This window comes from Endozoicomonas sp. ALD068, assembly GCF_049310145.1.
Classification (GTDB): domain Bacteria; phylum Pseudomonadota; class Gammaproteobacteria; order Pseudomonadales; family Endozoicomonadaceae; genus Endozoicomonas_A.
In genome coordinates this window covers 4,217,453-4,234,306 of record NZ_JBLYNU010000004.1, presented here as the reverse complement: position 1 = coordinate 4,234,306, position 16,854 = coordinate 4,217,453, and the positions used below count along the sequence as shown (strand labels likewise).

Genomic DNA, 16,854 nt, shown 5'->3' with positions numbered 1-16,854 from the left:
ATCAGCAGGAGATCTCGGTTGAAATCATTTGATCTGGTGATTGCCGGTGGTGGCATGGTTGGGGTATCACTGGCCCTGTCGCTGTCAAAAACAGACCTGAAAATAGCCCTGGTCGATCAACAGTCGCTTTCGGCTCAGGTATTCTCTCCTGACAGTCCCTATGCACCGAGAGTCAGTGCCCTGACCGAAGCTTCTTCCCGGTTATTCCAGCGACTGGGAGCCTGGGAAGCTATGACCTCACAGCGTGCAATGCCCTATCAGCATATGTATGTCTGGGACAGTGAAGGAACGGGTGAGATTGCCTTTGATGCCAGGTCAGCAGGTTTTAAGACGCTTGGAAATATTGTTGAAAACGATGTGGTTCGCAATGCGCTGCTGGAGCAGTTGGCTAAGACGGGGGTTGAATGCTTCCCCAACCAGTCAACCATTGCCTATCAGCTGGGAGAGCCCCATCAGGTTCAACTGGACAATGAAAAGATAGAAGCTCGTCTGCTGGTGGCTACCGATGGGGCCGAGTCGCGCCTGAGGAAACTTTCGGGCATTCCTTCCAGTCAGAAAGACTGTCTCCATCATGCGGTGGTCACCACCGTAGAAACAGAGCAATATCATCAGGACACCGCCTGGCAGGTCTTTCTGGCCTCCGGGCCTCTGGCGTTTCTGCCCATGCCCAGCCGGGGAGAAAAACACTTCTGCTCCATCGTTTGGTCGCTGGTTCCCGATGGCGCCGACGAAGTCCTGTCCCTGGATGATGAGGCTTTTTGTCAGGCTGTAGAATGCGCTTTTGAATCCAGGCTCGGGAAGGTGCTTTCAGTCGATCCCCGTTTTCGCTTTCCTCTCAGGCAGCGACACGCCCGCCAATATCACCGGAATAGAATTGTGCTGGCAGGTGACGCAGCCCATACCATTCATCCTTTGGCGGGTCAGGGTGTGAACCTTGGGCTGCAGGATGTGGAGGTTCTCTCTGAAGAAATTATTCGTGCTATTGAGCGTGGCGATGACTTTTCTGGCAGTCATATCCTGAATCGGTATGAGCGCAGAAGAATGGGCAGTAATTTGTTGATGATGAAGTCCATGGAGGGTTTACAGAACCTCTTTGCCGCTGACGATATCGGTCTTCGCTGGCTGAGGAATACCGGACTGAAGTGGACGAATAGTCTGCCTTTTGCCAAAGATATGTTGATCAAACATGCACTGGGAGTCTGAAAGCTCGAAATTGTTTGTCTATCCAGACGCATTTTCTGAACAATTGTTACTTTTCTTTCTATGCTCTGTTGTCTGATTCTTTAATTAATCAGGAATAAAAGAATGAAAGAGTGTCTTCTGGTCTGGGGTATATTGTGTTTTTTAATGACGGCTCATGCTCAGTCAGAGCCTGACGACAATGACAATCACCGCGACTCTCATGACTTCATTGTCACACTGGTGCGACATGGAGATCGAAGTCCAAGGTACCCTTTAAATCCCGAACTCTGGCCCATGGGACCCGGTGAGATGACAGACATTGGCTTCAAGCAGTGTTATGAAGCGGGTAAGCATTTCAGGCAGACACAACTTCCGACTGATTTTCCTTCCCGCTGGAATCCGGATCTCAGTTATCATCAGGCCCGTGGCCTGGACAGAACCATCCAGTGCGCCACCACCATGCTTCAGGCTATTTACCCCGACAGTCTCAAAACAGGCTCAGGCAATGAGTTTGCGGCTGTTCCACCGGTTTATGCTTACCCTCTGCGAGACGATTATTTTCTCGGATTTACTCAAGCCTGCACTGGCTACAAAGCCCTGATTGGCGGTCTGCAAAAGAGTCCTCTGTGGCAAAAGAAGGCAGAAGAAATGGGGCTCGACAGGATCAGGCTCTGGGCCAAAGAGTCAGGGCACAGGCCAACACTCCATGCCATGATGAGCCTTGCCGACGCATTGCATATCAGAAAACTGCATAATCTTCCTCTGCCAGAGTTTCTGACCCCCCAGGATGAGCAGCAGCTGGAGGGTCTGATTGACTGGTTTATGCCTCAAATGGGCAAAGACAGCCGTATAGTCCAGCTGGCCAGCCAGTATCTTGTGAAGGCGATTGACCAGCGTTATCAGCATTATCAGAGCTGTCTTGAAAGTGGCAAAACCACCTGTGAATACTTCTATCTGTTGTCTGTCAGTGACAGCAACATACTGACCCTGATGACGGCTCTGGGGAGCCCCGCAGAGTCTAATGTTCCCTATACCAGTATGTTAACCCTGCGCTTCTCGGCCTCAAACAGAACTGTTCAGGTTTCACTAAATGACGAGCCTCTGGCTCTGTCCTGTGGGAAAACCTGTTCTCTTGAGCAATGGGGTCAGTTGGTAGCTTCTGTGCAAAGCTCTGACTGGCCGGCATTGTGCCAGCTAAAAGAGCCTGAGGCTCATTCAACACCGGATATATCCACAGGGACTAAAAAAGAAAAATAACAATTTTTCTGAACTATATTTAACCAGCTCCGTCTAATGATATTAATAAGGCAGAATTTTGCCAGGTCCCTGTCGGATTCAAATCATGGCAATCTTGATGGTCAATGGTTTTTATGTTGGAAATTACAATTACCCCTCGGGAAGGAGAGTCGAATGCGTAGGTTAATGTTTGCAGGTATCGTACCTGTTGTTTTATTACTGTCACTGCTTCAGGGCTGTTCGGAGAAGCGGGATTGTCCGAAGGTGGCTCCTTCAACCGGTGAGCCTGCCCGTCCGGTTGCCGAAGAAGAAGCCTATGATTGCACCACTGTTGATACCACTGATGCGCTCAAGCAGACATGGTGTGAGGCACGTGGAGCTTTTGATCAGAGCCCAATGGCTGGTAATGTTGCCAACTTTGGCAATTATCTGAAAGGTTACCGTCAGGGTATCAACGATGCCCGTCGAGCGGAAACCAGTCAGGTCTCTCGAGAGGCTCTGGAAGGAAAGACTGAAAAGCCTGATGAAGCGGGTTACCGCGAAGGCTATCAGCGAGTGGTTGCAGAGCTGGGTGTTCTGGAATACAACTGCCGTGATGAAGATAAAGCCAGTGAATACAAAGATCGCTGGTGTGAGGCCGACGATGCCTATCGTTCTGCCAGTATCGGCAGCAGTGAAAACCCGTTTCTGAGAGAGCGCTTCATTGACGGTTATATGGCTGGTGGTCGTGTCGCTCTGACCGTTCCCACTTCCATGGAAGCCTTCTTCAGTGGCGAAAACCCTGAAGGCAAACAGTCTGCTATCTACAAGCAGGAAGGTGATGATGTTAAGCCTACCGAGCAGGCTTTTTATCGTGGCTTTGATGAAGGCTACAAAGCGATGATTGCCAGCATCAGGGATTCTATCAACCAAGTCATGCAGCAGATGCAGGTGCCCAACAACATGGAAATGCCTGAAGGTTTGATGGCGCCTCCGCCCAATCAGTAAACTCTGACTGTTAGAGTTGAGGTAATAAGCCTGGTTATTTTTAATGACCGGGCTTGTTCGTGTGTGTGCTGATTTTGCTAAAATGATACAAATCTCGTTACTGGCCACAGGCCCCCTGCGGCCGATATCATAATTTGCTTGAACACGCGGAATGGAGTCCAGAATGAATAAGGCTACCTTCTCTGTCAGTTTGAATTCAGAACAGGTCCTGCAGTATTACCAAGGCAAGAAAAACCGTGTCCAGGTCAGTACCCGGGAGGGCTTTAGCATGAGCATTCCCTACGATGTCCTTCTCAAGTTTGTCACTCGTGAAGGGGTTCATGGTACTTTCGAAATCTCCTATGGGTCCGATGGCAAACTGGGAGAGCTTCGAAAGATTAGCTGAACCTCCTTTCTGGTTTTGTTTTGATCGGTCCCATCAATGTGCTGACTTTTCTGTGTCAGCACAGACTTCCTTCAAAATATTGGCCAAAGACTTTACGGCAGGGCCAGCATAATCCTGATCGGTATAAATCAGGTATATCTGGTGACGCCGAGAGCCGTGAGGCTGAAGATTTAATGGTTTCAGCATCCCAGAGGCCAGTTCCTGTTCTATGTGAGCGATTGGTAGCCAGGCAAACCCAAGCCCTTCGGAAATCATTCTTACTGATGTGCTGATATGGCTGACGGTCCAGCGTTCTGTCGCTTCCAGCCATCCGGCATCCACTTTCTTGACGCCAGAGTCTCTGATGACAATCTGGCGGTGTTGCTTGAGATCATTGAGGCTCAGGGGTCTGTCTAACTGGTGCAACGGGTGGTCCTTGTGAGCGACAGCCTTGAAAGTCACTTTCATCAAAGGTTCTCCCATAAACCCCTGTGGCACCAGGCCACTGATCACCAGGTCTCCCTGACCAGTAGCCATTATGTCTGTAGTACCTGAAAGTACCGTTTCCACGAGCTCAATATGGGTCTGCTGGCACTCGGAGGCCAGTCTTTTCAGACAGGTTGAGAGCAGCTGGGGCGGAAAGATGACATCAACACCCAGAATGATGCGACCTTCCCAGCCCTGTGACAGGCTGTCAGCCACCTTTTCTATGGCATCAGACTCTTTCAGCAGGGATTGGGAGCGCCTGATCAGCACTTTTCCGGCTTCCGTTAATTCTGCTTTCCTGCCTTTGATGACCAGAACTTCAACATCCAGCTGCTGTTGCAATTTATTTACGGCATAGCTGACGGTGGACTGGCTTTTATGGAGGGCTTCTGCGGCTTGTGCAAAACCGCCATGTTCAACGACCGCATGGAGCATTCGCCATTGTTCAAGGGTGACTTTAGCCATGGTTTACGAACTTATAATCTAATAATTCGATATTTATAAGGGATATTTTGCGCTTTTTATTCGTAAAAATCGATATTAAATTAAGCTTAACCAAGGCAATTTAATGAACCGGAGATTAATATGAGTACTATCCTGCAAATCGATTCCAGTCTGTTTGGCTCAGAAGGACAGTCAGGGCAGTTGGCCAGACAGTTTGTGGAAAAATACACCCAGACCCGGACTGTGGATAAAGTGATCTATCGCGATCTGGGTTCAGAACCAATTCCTCACCTGACAGCAGAAAGCTTTCAGGGTTTCAGCCTGCCAGAAGCAGAGCGTAATGAACATCAGAAGAGCATAGCCAGCCTGTCAGATCGTTTGATCAATGAGTTGAATGAAGCCGATGTGCTGGTAATGGGGCTGCCTCTCTACAACTTCACAATGCCATCAACCCTGAAGACATACTTTGACCATATTGCCCGTGCAGGCATCACTTTTCGCTACACCGAGCAGGGACCACAGGGGCTTTTGAAGGGAAAAAAAGCCTATATCCTGGCGGCCAGAGGGGGTGAGTATCAGGGAACACCTATGGATACACAAACGGCACTGATTAAGCACTTCCTTGGCTTTATCGGGATTACTGATGTTGAGTTCATCTATGCAGAAGGACTTGCCAAAGGTGGTGACGCAAGAGAAGTAGCGCTGGGTAAAGCTGCAGAAAGAATTGATCAACTGGTGGCATAAAGTGACGCAAGCAAGAAGTCTGCTGGAACTAGTGTCGGCCCGTCCGGCTTCAGACGGAGCCGGGGTGAAACTCAAGCGAGTGATGGGCTCTGGACAGCATAAGCTTATGGATCCTTTTTTGATGCTGGACGAAATCAGAACTGACGGTTCTGGCGATCTGGGTGCCGGATTTCCGGCTCATCCTCATCGAGGCATCGAGACGGTGTCGTATATGAAATTGGGGGGTTTCAGACATGAAGATCATCTGGGTAATCAGAGGTCTATTGAGTCAGGCGGTGTGCAGTGGATGAAGTCTGGCAAGGGGATTGTTCATTCAGAGATGCCCATTCTTGAAAATAATGAGCTGCATGGTTTCCAGATCTGGCTGAATATGCCCGCTGCCCGGAAAATGAGTGATCCGGAGTATCTTGATATCAGTGAGAATAATTTCCCTGTTCTGTCCTGTGAAGGCTGGTCAGCAAGGTTGCTGGTGGGTGAAGTAGAGCTGGATGGTCGGCAATTATCAGCTCCACTGAAGAGAGAGGTGACCGATGCGCTGTTGTTGGACGTATCGCTGAAACAAGACAGCACTATCAAGCTACCTCTAAGTCACAAAAAACTGATGGTCTATGTCTATGAAGGCGAGGTAAAACTGCAGACGGACACCGATCAACTCATCAGCCAATCAGAATTGGCGGTTTTCGCAGAAGGTGACGAGCTGGTAGTGAGTGCAGAACGTCAGGCTGACTTTCTGATACTGGCCGGTAAACCCTTGAATGAGCCTGTTGTGCAATATGGACCTTTTGTCATGAACAGCCGTGAAGAGGTGATGCAGGCTGTTCGGGAGTATCAGAGTGGGGAGTTTTTGAGTTAGGAGTCTGTTTGCAGGCAGACTCCAGTGGAACATGAGCAATGAAAAAGACCGCGATCAGGCGGCCGCCGTAATAATCAAATACTTTTCCATAAGCTCATCCTGTGACTCGACATTATTCGGGTCTTTGGGGATGCAGTCGACCGGGCAAACCTGCTGGCATTGCGGCTCATCGTAGTGACCAACACATTCGGTGCAGAGGTCAGGGTCTATCTCGTAAATCTCTTCCCCGGGAGAGATCGCACTGTTCGGGCACTCAGGCTCGCAGACATCGCAGTTAATGCAGTCATCAGTAATGATCAGGGACATGATGTAATCTCCAGTTCCGCACGAGTGTTTCAGCTCAAGCCGCCAGGTTCGTGGCGCTCTATCAGCTTTTGACGTGTGGACCAAATTTGTCTTTCAGGGCTTCCTGAACGCAGGGGGAGACAAACTTGTCGATATCTCCACCCAGTGAGGCTATCTCCCGTACCAGCGTAGAAGAAATATAAGAATACTGCTCAGCAGGTGTCAGAAACAGGCTTTCAACACTGGGTGCCAGAATCCGGTTCATGTTGGCCATCTGAAATTCATATTCGAAGTCGGATACGGCTCTCAGACCACGCAGAATCACAGTGGCCTTCTGTTCTTCCAGAAAGTGAGCCAGCAGAGAGCTGAAACCTGTTACCGAAACATTATTAAGGTGAGCTGTCACTTCTTCTGCCAGCTCAACACGTTTGGCCAGATCAAACAGAGGCTTCTTTTTAGGGCTTTCTGCTACCGCTATGACCACGTTATCAAAAATTCTTGCCGCCCGTTCTACCAGGTCCAGATGGCCTTTGGTGATAGGGTCAAAAGTGCCAGGGTAGATTACTTTGCTCATTGAAAATGCATTTCCTGCTGATGTCCCGGGAAGCCTTTGAGTCAGGTTGACCCCGACCTGCCAGGATCAATATTCCGAAAACTCCATGACTTCACAGATGCCTGTAGTGAAAGACTGTGCGTCCTGATCTGCCCGTTTCTACTGAAAATGGTTAAAGCAGAGTTCTTCAATCTAAAGATAACGAAGGCCGAATGGTATCGAAATCAATCGAAGGTGACAAACAACCTGACTAAAAACAGGGTAACTGGATCATAGATAGTTGCTTTCAGAACTTCTTTGAATAAAGATTCCGGACTATCGAATGACAGTCCGGATCCGAATGATCAGGAGCCTGACAGGAATTTGATCATCTTCTTCTTCAGCCAGGTATTATAGGGGGGGAATACAAATCGGACACTGTTGAAACGTCCTTTGCTAAAGACCGATTTTGCCTTGGATAACGCCTGAAAGCCCTCTTTTCCGTGATAATGGCCCATACCGGAAGCACCCACTCCACCAAAAGGTATATCATCGATAGCAACATGGAAAAGGGTTTCATTCAGGCAGACACCTCCTGAGTGGGTGTGAGTCAGAACTTTGTCCTGAGTCTGTTTGTTTTCACCAAAATAATAAAGCGCCAGTGGACGGGGACGGTTATTGACGAACTGAATGGCGTCATCAATGTTGTCGACCTCAATGATGGGCAGCAGTGGACCAAAAATTTCTTCCTGCATGACGCTCATATCTTCCGTAGCATTCAGAATCAGGTGTGGAGGTAAACGACGGGAACCATCGGTTATTTCCTCATTATTTCCCACCCGGATTTCAGCTCCTTTATTTTTGGCATCCTCAATATGGCTGAGCAACCTCTGGTGTTGCCTCTCGTTGATAATGGCAGTGTAATGCTGACTGTCATTCACTGACGGATGCATACTGCTAAATGCCTTCAGGTAGGCTTCTACAAACTCTTCCCTGCGTTGCTTCTTGACCAGAATGTAATCAGGGGCAACGCAGGTTTGTCCGGCGTTCATTGATTTGCCGTAGCAGACACGCTCGGCCACTTCCTGTATCGGGAAGTCGTCGTCGATGATTACCGGGGATTTTCCGCCGAGCTCGAGGGTTACAGGGGTGAGGTTTTTGGCAGCAGCGGTCATTACGTGCCTGCCGACCTGTGTGGAGCCGGTAAAGAGAATATGGTCGAATGGCAGAGCGGTGAATGCGGCTGCCACTTCAGCTTCACCATTGACGACAGTGACCAGGTCAGCAGGAAAGATATCCGCAATCATCTCGGCAAACAGTCTGGAGGTGGCCGGAGTAAACTCGGACATCTTGATCATTGCCCGGTTTCCGGCAGCCAGAGCTGTTGCCAGAGGCCCTATGGCCAGAAAGAGAGGGTAGTTCCAGGGAACAACAATACCGACAACGCCCAGAGGCTGATACACCACTTTTGCCGAAGCCGGCTGCATAGTGATTGATACATGTCGTTTACTGGGCTTCATCCATTTAGCCAGATTCTTGCTGCAGTAATCGATGGTAGAGAGGGATGGCATAAACTCGGCCAACAGAGTCTCGGTTTTGGCACGGCCCTCAAAATCTCTGTTAATGGCATCTACCAGAGCCTTTTGGTGTTTTTTCAAACCTTTTTTCAGTGTTTTAAGCCATTCCCTGCGTTGCTGGAGAGAGGGGTTTGGCTGAGTTCGAAAAGCTTGTTGCTGGGCCTCCAGAGATGATTTCATCCTTGCGATCTGACTGGAAGATGGATCACTGGCGGTGATTTGCTCCGATGAGCCAGTCTCTGTAGGCTGGTCAATTTCACTAAGGCTCATGATACAGGTCTCCTTCAGCCGATCTGGTTTACATGTTTTTTACTAAGAATCTGGCTGGTTAGTGGGTTTTTGATTGTTTAGAGTAATTACTCTAAACTGAAATTTAGCGATTTGCTGACAGGATTTCAAGGGTATTTATGGCAGTTAAAACTCGTGATCGTATTTTGGACAAAGCTCTCGAGCTTTTTAACGACCGGGGCGAAAGGGCGGTAACGACCAACCATATTGCCGCAGACCTGAGGATTTCTCCCGGAAATCTCTATTACCATTTCAGGAATAAAGATGAGATTATCCTCGCACTTTTTCAACGTCTGATAGACAACATTGCCGCCAGTATGGTTATTCCGGAAGACCGTCCGCTGAACTTTCAGGATAAGCGAAGCTATTTGGAATTGGCCCTGGCCGGTATGTGGGAGTTCCGTTTTATCTACCGTGATGTTCATGGGGTTATGAGCAGGAGCAGCGAGCTCCGTTCTGCCTATCAACAGTTTGCAAGGCTCTCTCTGGAGGTACTGGAAAAAATTATTGCAGGGCTTGTGTTGTCAGGCTTTATGGCAGTGCCAAAGCATGAAGTGGAAGCATTGGCGTTGAACCACTTCATGGTGCTCAGCAGTTGGCAGGAGCTGGTCAGTGCGGCGTTTCTTGAAGAAGACGAATTGTTGCCAAAAAAACTATACCGAAGAGCTTTTTATCAGATTTTGCTTATGGACCGGCCTTATGTCAGTGAAGTGGCCAGAGACTCCTTTGCCGAACTGGAAGCAGAGTATTTTGTGCCTATGAGGGGTCTGAATGAATGAGTTGAGAGGCAGCAGAAAAAAAGAAAAAAGGAGCTGATAGACTCAGCTCCTGCAGGAGGCGGATCAGCAGATGCGATCCGCTTTGTAGTAAACGTCAGCCTTGTCGAGACCATTGTCGTAAGCGGTCTGGCCAGTACGCTCAGACTTTCTCAGATTTTCACGGGACTCAACGGTTTCAGCTGGCAGCAGGTGATCGACAGCCGCTTTCTCGCTCAGCAGTTCTTCTTCGGTCTTCTTCATCATGCTTTGACCGTATTCGTTGATCTCCAGGCCCTGAACGATCTGGTAGCTACCGAATTCGCAGATACATGGGAAAGAGTAATAAATGCCTTTGGCTACGCCGTAGCTGCCGTCGGAGATAATTCCCATGCTGACAATTTCGCCATTGCTGCCCAGAGCCCAGTCACGCATGTGGTCCAGGGCGGCCTGCGCGGCAGAGGCAGCGGAAGAGAGACCACGCCATTCAATGATCTCGGCACCACGCTTCTGGATGCGAGGTGTAAAATCTTCTTTGTACCATTTCTCGTCAATCTTGCTGATGGCAGACTCTTCGCCCAGAACAGTAGCGTGATGAACGTCAGGGTACATGGTTGGAGAGTGGTTACCCCAAACGCAAACACCGTCGATGTCAGACGGGTTAACGCCCAGTTTGTTACCCAGGATGCCTTTGGCACGGTTGTGGTCCAGGCGGGTCATAGCGCAGAACTGGGAAGGGTCCAGATTCGGGGCATTGCGGGACAGAATCAGGCAGTTGGTGTTAGCCGGGTTACCTACCACCAGGGCTTTAACGTCGCGATTCGCCACTTCGTTCAGTGCTTTACCCTGCTCGGCGAAGATAACGGCGTTAGCTTCCAGAAGATCGGCACGCTCCATGCCTTTGCTACGTGGACGTGCACCCACCAGCATGGCGTAATGAACACCACGGAATCCATCGAACGGATTATCGTGCAGGCTGATGCCGTGTACCAGTGGGAAAGCGCAGTCTTCAAGTTCCATGGCCACGCCACGCAGCTTGTCCATAGCCTGAGGAATCTCAACCAGCTGCAGAATCACCGGCTGATCCGCGCCCAGCATTTCACCAGCAGCAATTTTAAACAGTAGGGAGTAACTGATGTTACCGGCTGCACCTGTGACTGCGATACGGACGGGTTGTTTCATTTGACCACTCCTTAGAGTTCTCGTCTGAAAAGAGAGTGTTAGAAGAATCTCGGCGGTGTGAAGGTTACCTAGAACGATAGGTTAAGTCCACTACCATGTGACTGATGTTGTTTTCGAATGGTAGGGTTTGTATCGATTGTTCAGCTGCTTTTGGTTTATAGCGAATGGTGGCTGTGATGGTCAGGGTGAGTGGCTCAATTCAGCGACAGAGTCTCTGGCAGAAGCATTGGGATAAAATCTTGATTAAAAGCGACATAAGTCGCTTTTATCAGGGGTGGTGATTTTGAGCTTCGGAGCGTTTTTGAGCATTGAAAACAATCTCTTTCTGTTCATCCTGGTTGGCCCGGCTCCATCGGGCAATTTCTGCCCGGCTTCGAAAACAGCCGGTACAAACCTGATCTTCGTTAAGTGCGCATTGGCGAATGCAGGGAGACTCTACTTTACTCATCATTTTTGTAGCTTAAACTCACTCGACACTTAACAGGTAGTAACTTAGCTGACCTGCGTTTTTGGTTTTCGTAATGGTCCAGTTTGAAGGTACGGGCAGAGGAGATAGTTCTCTTTCTACCTCAATGTAAATAAGGGTGTTGCTGTGAATGTATCCATTTTTATCAAGCAGATGACATGTCTCTTTCAGTAATCCCTGTCTGAATGGAGGGTCCAGAAAGATCAGGTCGAATGTCTTGTCTGCCACATGCTGTAGCCATATCAGACTGTCGGTGCGAATGACTCTGGCATTTTCTGCCTGAAGGGCTTTCAGATTTTTGCTAAGGAGTGAGGCCGCCTCGGCAGCTGCCTCAAGCAGGGTGGCTTCCCTGGCGCCACGAGAGAGAGACTCAAGGGATAGAGCGCCAGTTCCACTGAAACAATCAAGAACACTGGCACCCGGAACACAGGGCGCCAGCCAGTTAAACAGGGTTTCTCTCACACGATCTGAGGTGGGGCGCAAGCCCGGAAGATCAGCGACAGGCAGCTTGCGGCTGCGCCACTGCCCGCCAATGATTCTTAATTGTCCGCCACCTTTATTATTAAGGCCATGCCTGAAGGCTGCTCTTCGCGCCATTGATCACTCCGGTTGATGGCATTGAGGCAGCGATTGTACATCAGTTGCCGAATGAGATAACCATGGTTTCTGAGGAGATACCCTTACCTTGCTGGAACTATTTTAATTTTAAAAAGCTTCATTCGTTCATGGCTGTAAGATAGGATACACAGTTCCGGAAGGCTGTCAGGCATTTTAATTGCTCTTGATTAGCTTCCTGAGACCCACCTGCTTTAATACGGTGACCCTTTTAATCCATTCTGATGAAGTAGTTTATGTTCGGTTCTCGCAAAAGTGATGAGAAAACGGCGAAGCGACGTTTTTGGCCCTGGGGACGCAAAGAAGAGAAACAGAGCGAGCCTGCCCCGGTTATAGATGAGAGTCCGAAAACTGAGCCGACAGCAGCCCTCCACGAGACAATTGTTCGGGCAGAAGTCGAAAAGGCAATTGTAGAGTCAGCAGAAGAGATCGTTTCTATCGAACCTGTTCAGGCTGAGCCTGTGCATGAGCACCCGCTTGAAGTGACTGAGGAAGACCCCCGGGAGCAGACATTCCCAACGGCAGAAGCCATAAAAGCTCCGCAAGCTGAAAGTACTGTTACTCCACCTGTGGTTGCAGAAAGGGACGAGCCTCAGGACGAGAAGAAGGGCTTCTTTGCTCGCATGAAGCGCGGTCTTGGCAAGACTCGCAGCGCCTTTGTTGATGGTGTTGCGGAAATCTTTGTTGGTAAAAAAGAAATCGACGAAGATCTGCTGGAAGAGCTGGAAACACAGCTTCTGATATCGGATGTAGGCGTTGAAGCCACGACGGAAATTATCGAGAAACTGACCAAAAAAGTGAAATACCGTGAGCTGGGTGACGCCGACGCGCTGATCTCTGCGATGAAGGTTGAACTTAAGGAAATTCTCAAGCCTGCTGACCAGCCTTTGGTTATTGATGACCAGAAAACGCCCTTTGTTATTCTCGTTGTGGGCGTTAATGGCGTCGGCAAGACGACAACGATCGGTAAAGTAGCACGCAAGCTTCAGTCTGAAGGTCGTAAAGTGATGCTGGCTGCTGGTGATACTTTCCGGGCCGCTGCTGTGGAACAGCTGCAGGTCTGGGGTGAACGAAACGATATCCCCGTGATTGCCCAACATACCGGTGCTGATAGTGCCTCTGTGCTCTATGATGCTTTTGAAGCAGCCAAAGCTCGTGGGGTAGATGTCTTGATTGCCGACACAGCCGGTCGCCTGCACAACAAAGATAACCTGATGGACGAGCTGCGCAAAGTTAAGCGGGTTTTGGGTAAGCTGGATGCTTCAGCTCCCCACGAAGTGCTGCTGGTTCTGGATGCAGGCACAGGGCAGAATGCGCTCAATCAGGCCAAAATATTCCACGAAGCGGTGAACCTGACGGGTATGGCGCTCACCAAGCTTGATGGAACTGCCAAGGGTGGAGTTGTTTTTGCCCTGTCCAAACAGATGCAGCTACCGCTCCGTTTCCTGGGGGTGGGTGAGCAGATAGACGACCTGAGGCCTTTCTCTGCCGATGAGTTTGTAGAAGCTCTGTTCGATCCGGTTGAGCCTTAAACCATGAAAAAAGAGTAGCAGGGAAGTCCTGAATGATACGCTTTGACAATGTCACCAAGCGTTATCCCGGAGGGCATGTGGGGCTGGAACAGACCAGCTTTCATCTGCATCGGGGTGAAATTGCTTTTCTTACTGGCCATTCCGGAGCCGGTAAGAGTACTCTGCTGAAACTCATCATGCTGATGGAGCAACCAACCACCGGTAGCATATGGGTAGGAGGACACGAGACCAGCAAGCTGGGGCGTGGCCAGATTCCTTATTTTCGCAGAAATATAGGCCTGGTTTTTCAGGATCATCAGCTGCTCTTTGATCGATCTGTGTTTGATAACGTTGCCTTACCTCTGATCATTGCCGGGTACACTTACCATGAATGTGCGGGGCGGGTCAGGGCTGCCCTGGATATGGTGGGGCTTCTGAAAAAAGAGAAAATGAATCCGGCTCAGCTTTCCGGCGGTCAGCAGCAGCGTGTGGGTTTGGCTCGTGCGGTTGTTAACCGGCCTCCTCTGATACTGGCCGACGAGCCAACCGGTAATCTCGACCCTAATCTGTCCGCTGAAATCATGCAGCTGTTTGAAAACTTTAACCAGGTAGGCGTTACGGTTCTGGTTGCCAGTCATGATCTGGCACTGGTAGCCCGTATGCGCCACCGCATTTTGACTCTGGATCAAGGGCATCTGGTTAACGATCAGGAGGTGCATTAGGCGTGTTTCCAAGAAAAAGTGTCAGAAACGAAGACGGTAGTCGGAAAAAACAGCCCGAGACTGGGACGCCTAAAGACAATGATGCTGAAAGAGGGGCGGCCAGAAAAAAGGCAACAGGCTTCTCAATGGCTTACCTGAAAAGCCTGCACCGACAGGTGGCAGGTGATTCATTAGTTCGTATCGTCAAGACACCTTTTGCTTCCTTTCTGAACTGTCTGATGATTGCGGTGGCTTTTGCGCTACCTGCGATTCTTGTACTTTTGTCCAACAATCTGCAGTTATTGGGTCATGACTGGGAAGGTCAGCCCAGAATTTCTCTCTATCTTGAAAACAAGCTGGGGCGTGACCAGATCAATCGCCTCAGGGTTGAAGCCAGAGATGATCCGGACATTGAGCAGTTCCTTTATATCAGTCCGGATGAAGGGCTGAATGAATTTCAGGAGAGGGCCCAGATGAAAGGGGTTATTGATGCCCTGGGCTTCAATCCTCTGCCGGGGGTTCTGGAGCTTACACCCCGGGAAGGGTTAAATTCTGAGCATCTCAGTGAACTAATGAAAAAATATCAGGTCAAAGAAGGAGTAATGGAAGCTCGGCTGGATCAGGAATGGATTGAGCGACTTCAGTCTATGACGCAATTGTTGGAGCGTTTTACCGTCATACTATCAGTGCTTCTCGGGATTATTGTACTGCTGACGATAGGTAATACTGTACGTCTCAGCGTTGAGAGTCGCAGGGCTGAAATCAAAGTGATCAAGCTGGTGGGTGGAACCGATGGCTTTGTCACATTGCCATTCCTTTACATGGGAGTGTGGTATGGGCTGGGAGGTGCTTTGTTGGCTCTGCTGATTATACTTGCTGTGCTTGCTGGTTTGATGTCAGGAGTTTTGGAGCTCGCTGCATTGTATGGCAGCAGCTTTACGCCGGTAGGGCCTGGCTTTGCGATGTTTTTTTCATTATTGGTCTCGGGTGTTTTTCTGGGAGTGGCAGGTGCAGCAATGAGCTGCTATCGTCATGTACGGACAATAGAAGTGCAGCCTTGGTAGAGGGTTTGGCAAGTTTAGCCTTTTCCTTGTAGTTTTTTTATCGTAAAAGAGCGTAAAGTTGCTCAGGTCAGTAGGCTCGATTTTTGTTATTATTCAATTGAAAGCCAGTCTGTTGTCTTTGTTACGGTATGGGTATTTGGAGTTTGAACTAAGTCGAGTGCTAATTTGGCACTCAACCGGAGTGGATTATGGGAACCAGTATACAGCCAGTTGATATCTTAGTCCCGGGGCAAAATATTGATGCCTACGTTACGGGAGTCAGTGCTATTGCTGTGTTGTCTGCTGAGCAGGAAAAGAGTCTGGCAGAGCGCCTCTACTACAAGAACGATCTGGAAGCTGCCCGTCAGCTGGTTATGTCTCACCTGCGTTTTGTGGTTCATATAGCCAGGAGCTATGGTGGGTACGGACTTCCTCTGGCTGACCTGATCCAGGAAGGGAATGTAGGCTTGATGAAAGCCGTAAAACGGTTCAACCCGGAAGTGGGTGTTCGTCTGGTCTCTTTTGCAGTGCATTGGGTGAAGGCCGAAATCCATGAGTTTATCCTGAAGAACTGGCGTATTGTAAAGGTGGCGACCACCAAGGCACAGCGCAAGTTGTTTTTTAATCTTCGCAGCTCCAAAAAACACCTTTCCTGGCTCAGTAATGATGAAGTTAAGGCTGTTGCCAATGACCTGGGTGTTGAGGCCAAAGTGGTTCGTGAAATGGAAGGTCGAATGGCTGGTCACGACACAGCCTTCGATGGTTATTCGGACGACAGCGACGAGAACAGCACCTCCGTAGCGCCTGCCCACTATCTGGAAGACCAGAGAGCGGATCCGGCGAGACTTTTGGAAGACTCGGATTGGTCCGACTCTTCAGTGAACCTGCTGAGAAATGCTCTGGCAACACTCGATGAGCGCAGTCGGGATATTCTTCAGAGGCGATGGCTTAATGAGGATAAAGCAACTCTTCATGAGCTGGCAGAACACTATGGCGTATCAGCTGAGCGAATCAGACAGCTGGAAAAAAATGCGATGAAGAAGGTTAAAGGTTCGATGGAGGCTCGGTCTGGCTAGACAGGCACTTGTTATTTCGCAGACACCCGCACTTGATTGCGGGTGTTTTCGTTTTGGGGTGAATAAACATAGAGCAGGGGCTTGTTATCCATAGTTCCTTGATAAAGCCCCTTGAATAATAAGAGGGCGTAACAATTCAGGATGAAGCGATGATTGAACATTCAGGAACGCCTTCTTCCAGTCGGGGGCCCTCTAAAAGTCCTAAAAAAGTAGCTCAGAGACTGTCCGGCTTTTTTGTTATCATAACGAAACCTGACGACTTAAAGGCAAAAGCCGGAAGTCTGCAGGCCAAAAGGAAAGAGCTGTAATTAAGAAACGAAGCTCTGGCCTCTGATTCAATGCGTTCACTGGCCAAGGCGTGAGAAAAAGTCCTTTCTCGCCGAGCTGATGGCCCTGTTAAATTATGGGTACAGGCACGCATCAAGGGGAACTGATTAGTTCGGTCATATCCAAAAGTGCATCGGGCTGTCTTGTAAGGCCTAACCCTTTATTAATATTTCAGGAAACGTTTTTTCCGGACTTTGACC

The 16,854-nt window shown here is 49.4% G+C and carries 18 protein-coding genes; 11 read left to right on the top strand and 7 right to left on the bottom strand.

All coding sequences use genetic code 11. From position 1 onward, the window contains the following. Window positions 1-18: 18 nt before the first annotated feature. The 4 genes from ACO6V5_RS14870 (at window position 19) to ACO6V5_RS14855 (ending at window position 3,790) form a co-directional block, all read left to right on the top strand. On the top strand, window positions 19-1,203 hold the full coding sequence (locus tag ACO6V5_RS14870) for an FAD-dependent monooxygenase (RefSeq protein ID WP_422412873.1): 1,185 nt from the start codon (window positions 19-21) through the stop codon (window positions 1,201-1,203). 102 nt (window positions 1,204-1,305) lie between these two features. Beyond that, complete coding sequence (locus tag ACO6V5_RS14865; protein ID WP_422412871.1) at window positions 1,306-2,439, top strand: hypothetical protein; 1,134 nt, start codon at window positions 1,306-1,308, stop codon at window positions 2,437-2,439. Between the two features lie 153 nt (window positions 2,440-2,592). Continuing rightward, window positions 2,593-3,405, top strand: coding sequence for a hypothetical protein (locus ACO6V5_RS14860; protein ID WP_422136956.1), 813 nt, complete (start codon window positions 2,593-2,595; stop codon window positions 3,403-3,405). A 163-nt stretch (window positions 3,406-3,568) separates the two neighbouring features. After that, a complete protein-coding gene (locus ACO6V5_RS14855; RefSeq protein WP_317143377.1) occupies window positions 3,569-3,790 on the top strand; it encodes a DUF2835 family protein in 222 nt (73 codons plus the stop codon). A 33-nt stretch (window positions 3,791-3,823) separates the two neighbouring features. Here ACO6V5_RS14855 and ACO6V5_RS14850 read toward each other — a convergent pair whose 3' ends face one another. Then, a complete protein-coding gene (locus tag ACO6V5_RS14850; protein WP_422412868.1) occupies window positions 3,824-4,720 on the bottom strand; it encodes a LysR family transcriptional regulator in 897 nt (298 codons plus the stop codon). Window positions 4,721-4,840: 120 nt separating this feature from the next. Here ACO6V5_RS14850 and ACO6V5_RS14845 point away from each other — a divergent pair, with 120 nt between their 5' ends. Both ACO6V5_RS14845 and ACO6V5_RS14840 read left to right on the top strand, forming a co-directional pair. Then, window positions 4,841-5,443: an FMN-dependent NADH-azoreductase gene (locus ACO6V5_RS14845; RefSeq protein ID WP_422136958.1), complete on the top strand. Its 603-nt coding sequence runs from the start codon at window positions 4,841-4,843 to the stop codon at window positions 5,441-5,443. Between the two features lies 1 nt (window position 5,444). Next, on the top strand, window positions 5,445-6,296 hold the full coding sequence (locus tag ACO6V5_RS14840; protein WP_422136959.1) for a pirin family protein: 852 nt from the start codon (window positions 5,445-5,447) through the stop codon (window positions 6,294-6,296). A gap of 54 nt (window positions 6,297-6,350) precedes the next feature. Here ACO6V5_RS14840 and ACO6V5_RS14835 read toward each other — a convergent pair whose 3' ends face one another. The 3 genes from ACO6V5_RS14835 to ACO6V5_RS14825 all read right to left on the bottom strand — a co-directional run bounded on the left by ACO6V5_RS14835 (window position 6,351) and on the right by ACO6V5_RS14825 (window position 8,960). Beyond that, a complete protein-coding gene (locus tag ACO6V5_RS14835; RefSeq protein ID WP_317143373.1) occupies window positions 6,351-6,602 on the bottom strand; it encodes a YfhL family 4Fe-4S dicluster ferredoxin in 252 nt (83 codons plus the stop codon). 61 nt (window positions 6,603-6,663) lie between these two features. Next, the gene (coaD, locus tag ACO6V5_RS14830) at window positions 6,664-7,155 is read right to left on the bottom strand and encodes a pantetheine-phosphate adenylyltransferase (RefSeq protein WP_422136960.1); all 492 of its coding nucleotides are present in this window, start codon (window positions 7,153-7,155) and stop codon (window positions 6,664-6,666) included. A 323-nt stretch (window positions 7,156-7,478) separates the two neighbouring features. After that, a complete protein-coding gene (locus tag ACO6V5_RS14825; protein ID WP_422139919.1) occupies window positions 7,479-8,960 on the bottom strand; it encodes a coniferyl aldehyde dehydrogenase in 1,482 nt (493 codons plus the stop codon). A 137-nt stretch (window positions 8,961-9,097) separates the two neighbouring features. On the opposite strand from ACO6V5_RS14825, the gene ACO6V5_RS14820 reads away from it, so the two are divergent. After that, window positions 9,098-9,757, top strand: a complete 660-nt coding sequence (locus ACO6V5_RS14820) for a TetR/AcrR family transcriptional regulator (RefSeq protein ID WP_422136962.1) — start codon at window positions 9,098-9,100, stop codon at window positions 9,755-9,757. Between the two features lie 63 nt (window positions 9,758-9,820). Here ACO6V5_RS14820 and ACO6V5_RS14815 read toward each other — a convergent pair whose 3' ends face one another. From ACO6V5_RS14815 to rsmD, 3 genes are all read right to left on the bottom strand, one after another. After that, window positions 9,821-10,915 (bottom strand): malate dehydrogenase, encoded by a 1,095-nt coding sequence (locus ACO6V5_RS14815; RefSeq protein ID WP_422136963.1) that lies wholly within the window; start codon window positions 10,913-10,915, stop codon window positions 9,821-9,823. A gap of 268 nt (window positions 10,916-11,183) precedes the next feature. Further along, on the bottom strand, window positions 11,184-11,366 hold the full coding sequence (locus tag ACO6V5_RS14810; protein WP_422136964.1) for a DUF1289 domain-containing protein: 183 nt from the start codon (window positions 11,364-11,366) through the stop codon (window positions 11,184-11,186). A gap of 15 nt (window positions 11,367-11,381) precedes the next feature. After that, on the bottom strand, window positions 11,382-11,978 hold the full coding sequence (gene rsmD, locus ACO6V5_RS14805) for a 16S rRNA (guanine(966)-N(2))-methyltransferase RsmD (RefSeq protein ID WP_422413803.1): 597 nt from the start codon (window positions 11,976-11,978) through the stop codon (window positions 11,382-11,384). Window positions 11,979-12,232: 254 nt separating this feature from the next. On the opposite strand from rsmD, the gene ftsY reads away from it, so the two are divergent. The 4 genes from ftsY (at window position 12,233) to rpoH (ending at window position 16,327) form a co-directional block, all read left to right on the top strand. Continuing rightward, window positions 12,233-13,528, top strand: coding sequence for a signal recognition particle-docking protein FtsY (gene ftsY / locus ACO6V5_RS14800; protein WP_422413805.1), 1,296 nt, complete (start codon window positions 12,233-12,235; stop codon window positions 13,526-13,528). A gap of 32 nt (window positions 13,529-13,560) precedes the next feature. Next, entirely contained in the window at window positions 13,561-14,229 is a 669-nt protein-coding gene (gene ftsE, locus ACO6V5_RS14795) for a cell division ATP-binding protein FtsE (RefSeq protein ID WP_422136967.1), read from the top strand. A gap of 2 nt (window positions 14,230-14,231) precedes the next feature. After that, entirely contained in the window at window positions 14,232-15,272 is a 1,041-nt protein-coding gene (gene ftsX, locus ACO6V5_RS14790) for a permease-like cell division protein FtsX (RefSeq protein WP_422413808.1), read from the top strand. 188 nt (window positions 15,273-15,460) lie between these two features. Then, window positions 15,461-16,327: an RNA polymerase sigma factor RpoH gene (rpoH, locus tag ACO6V5_RS14785; RefSeq protein WP_422139923.1), complete on the top strand. Its 867-nt coding sequence runs from the start codon at window positions 15,461-15,463 to the stop codon at window positions 16,325-16,327. Window positions 16,328-16,854 lie beyond the last annotated feature (527 nt).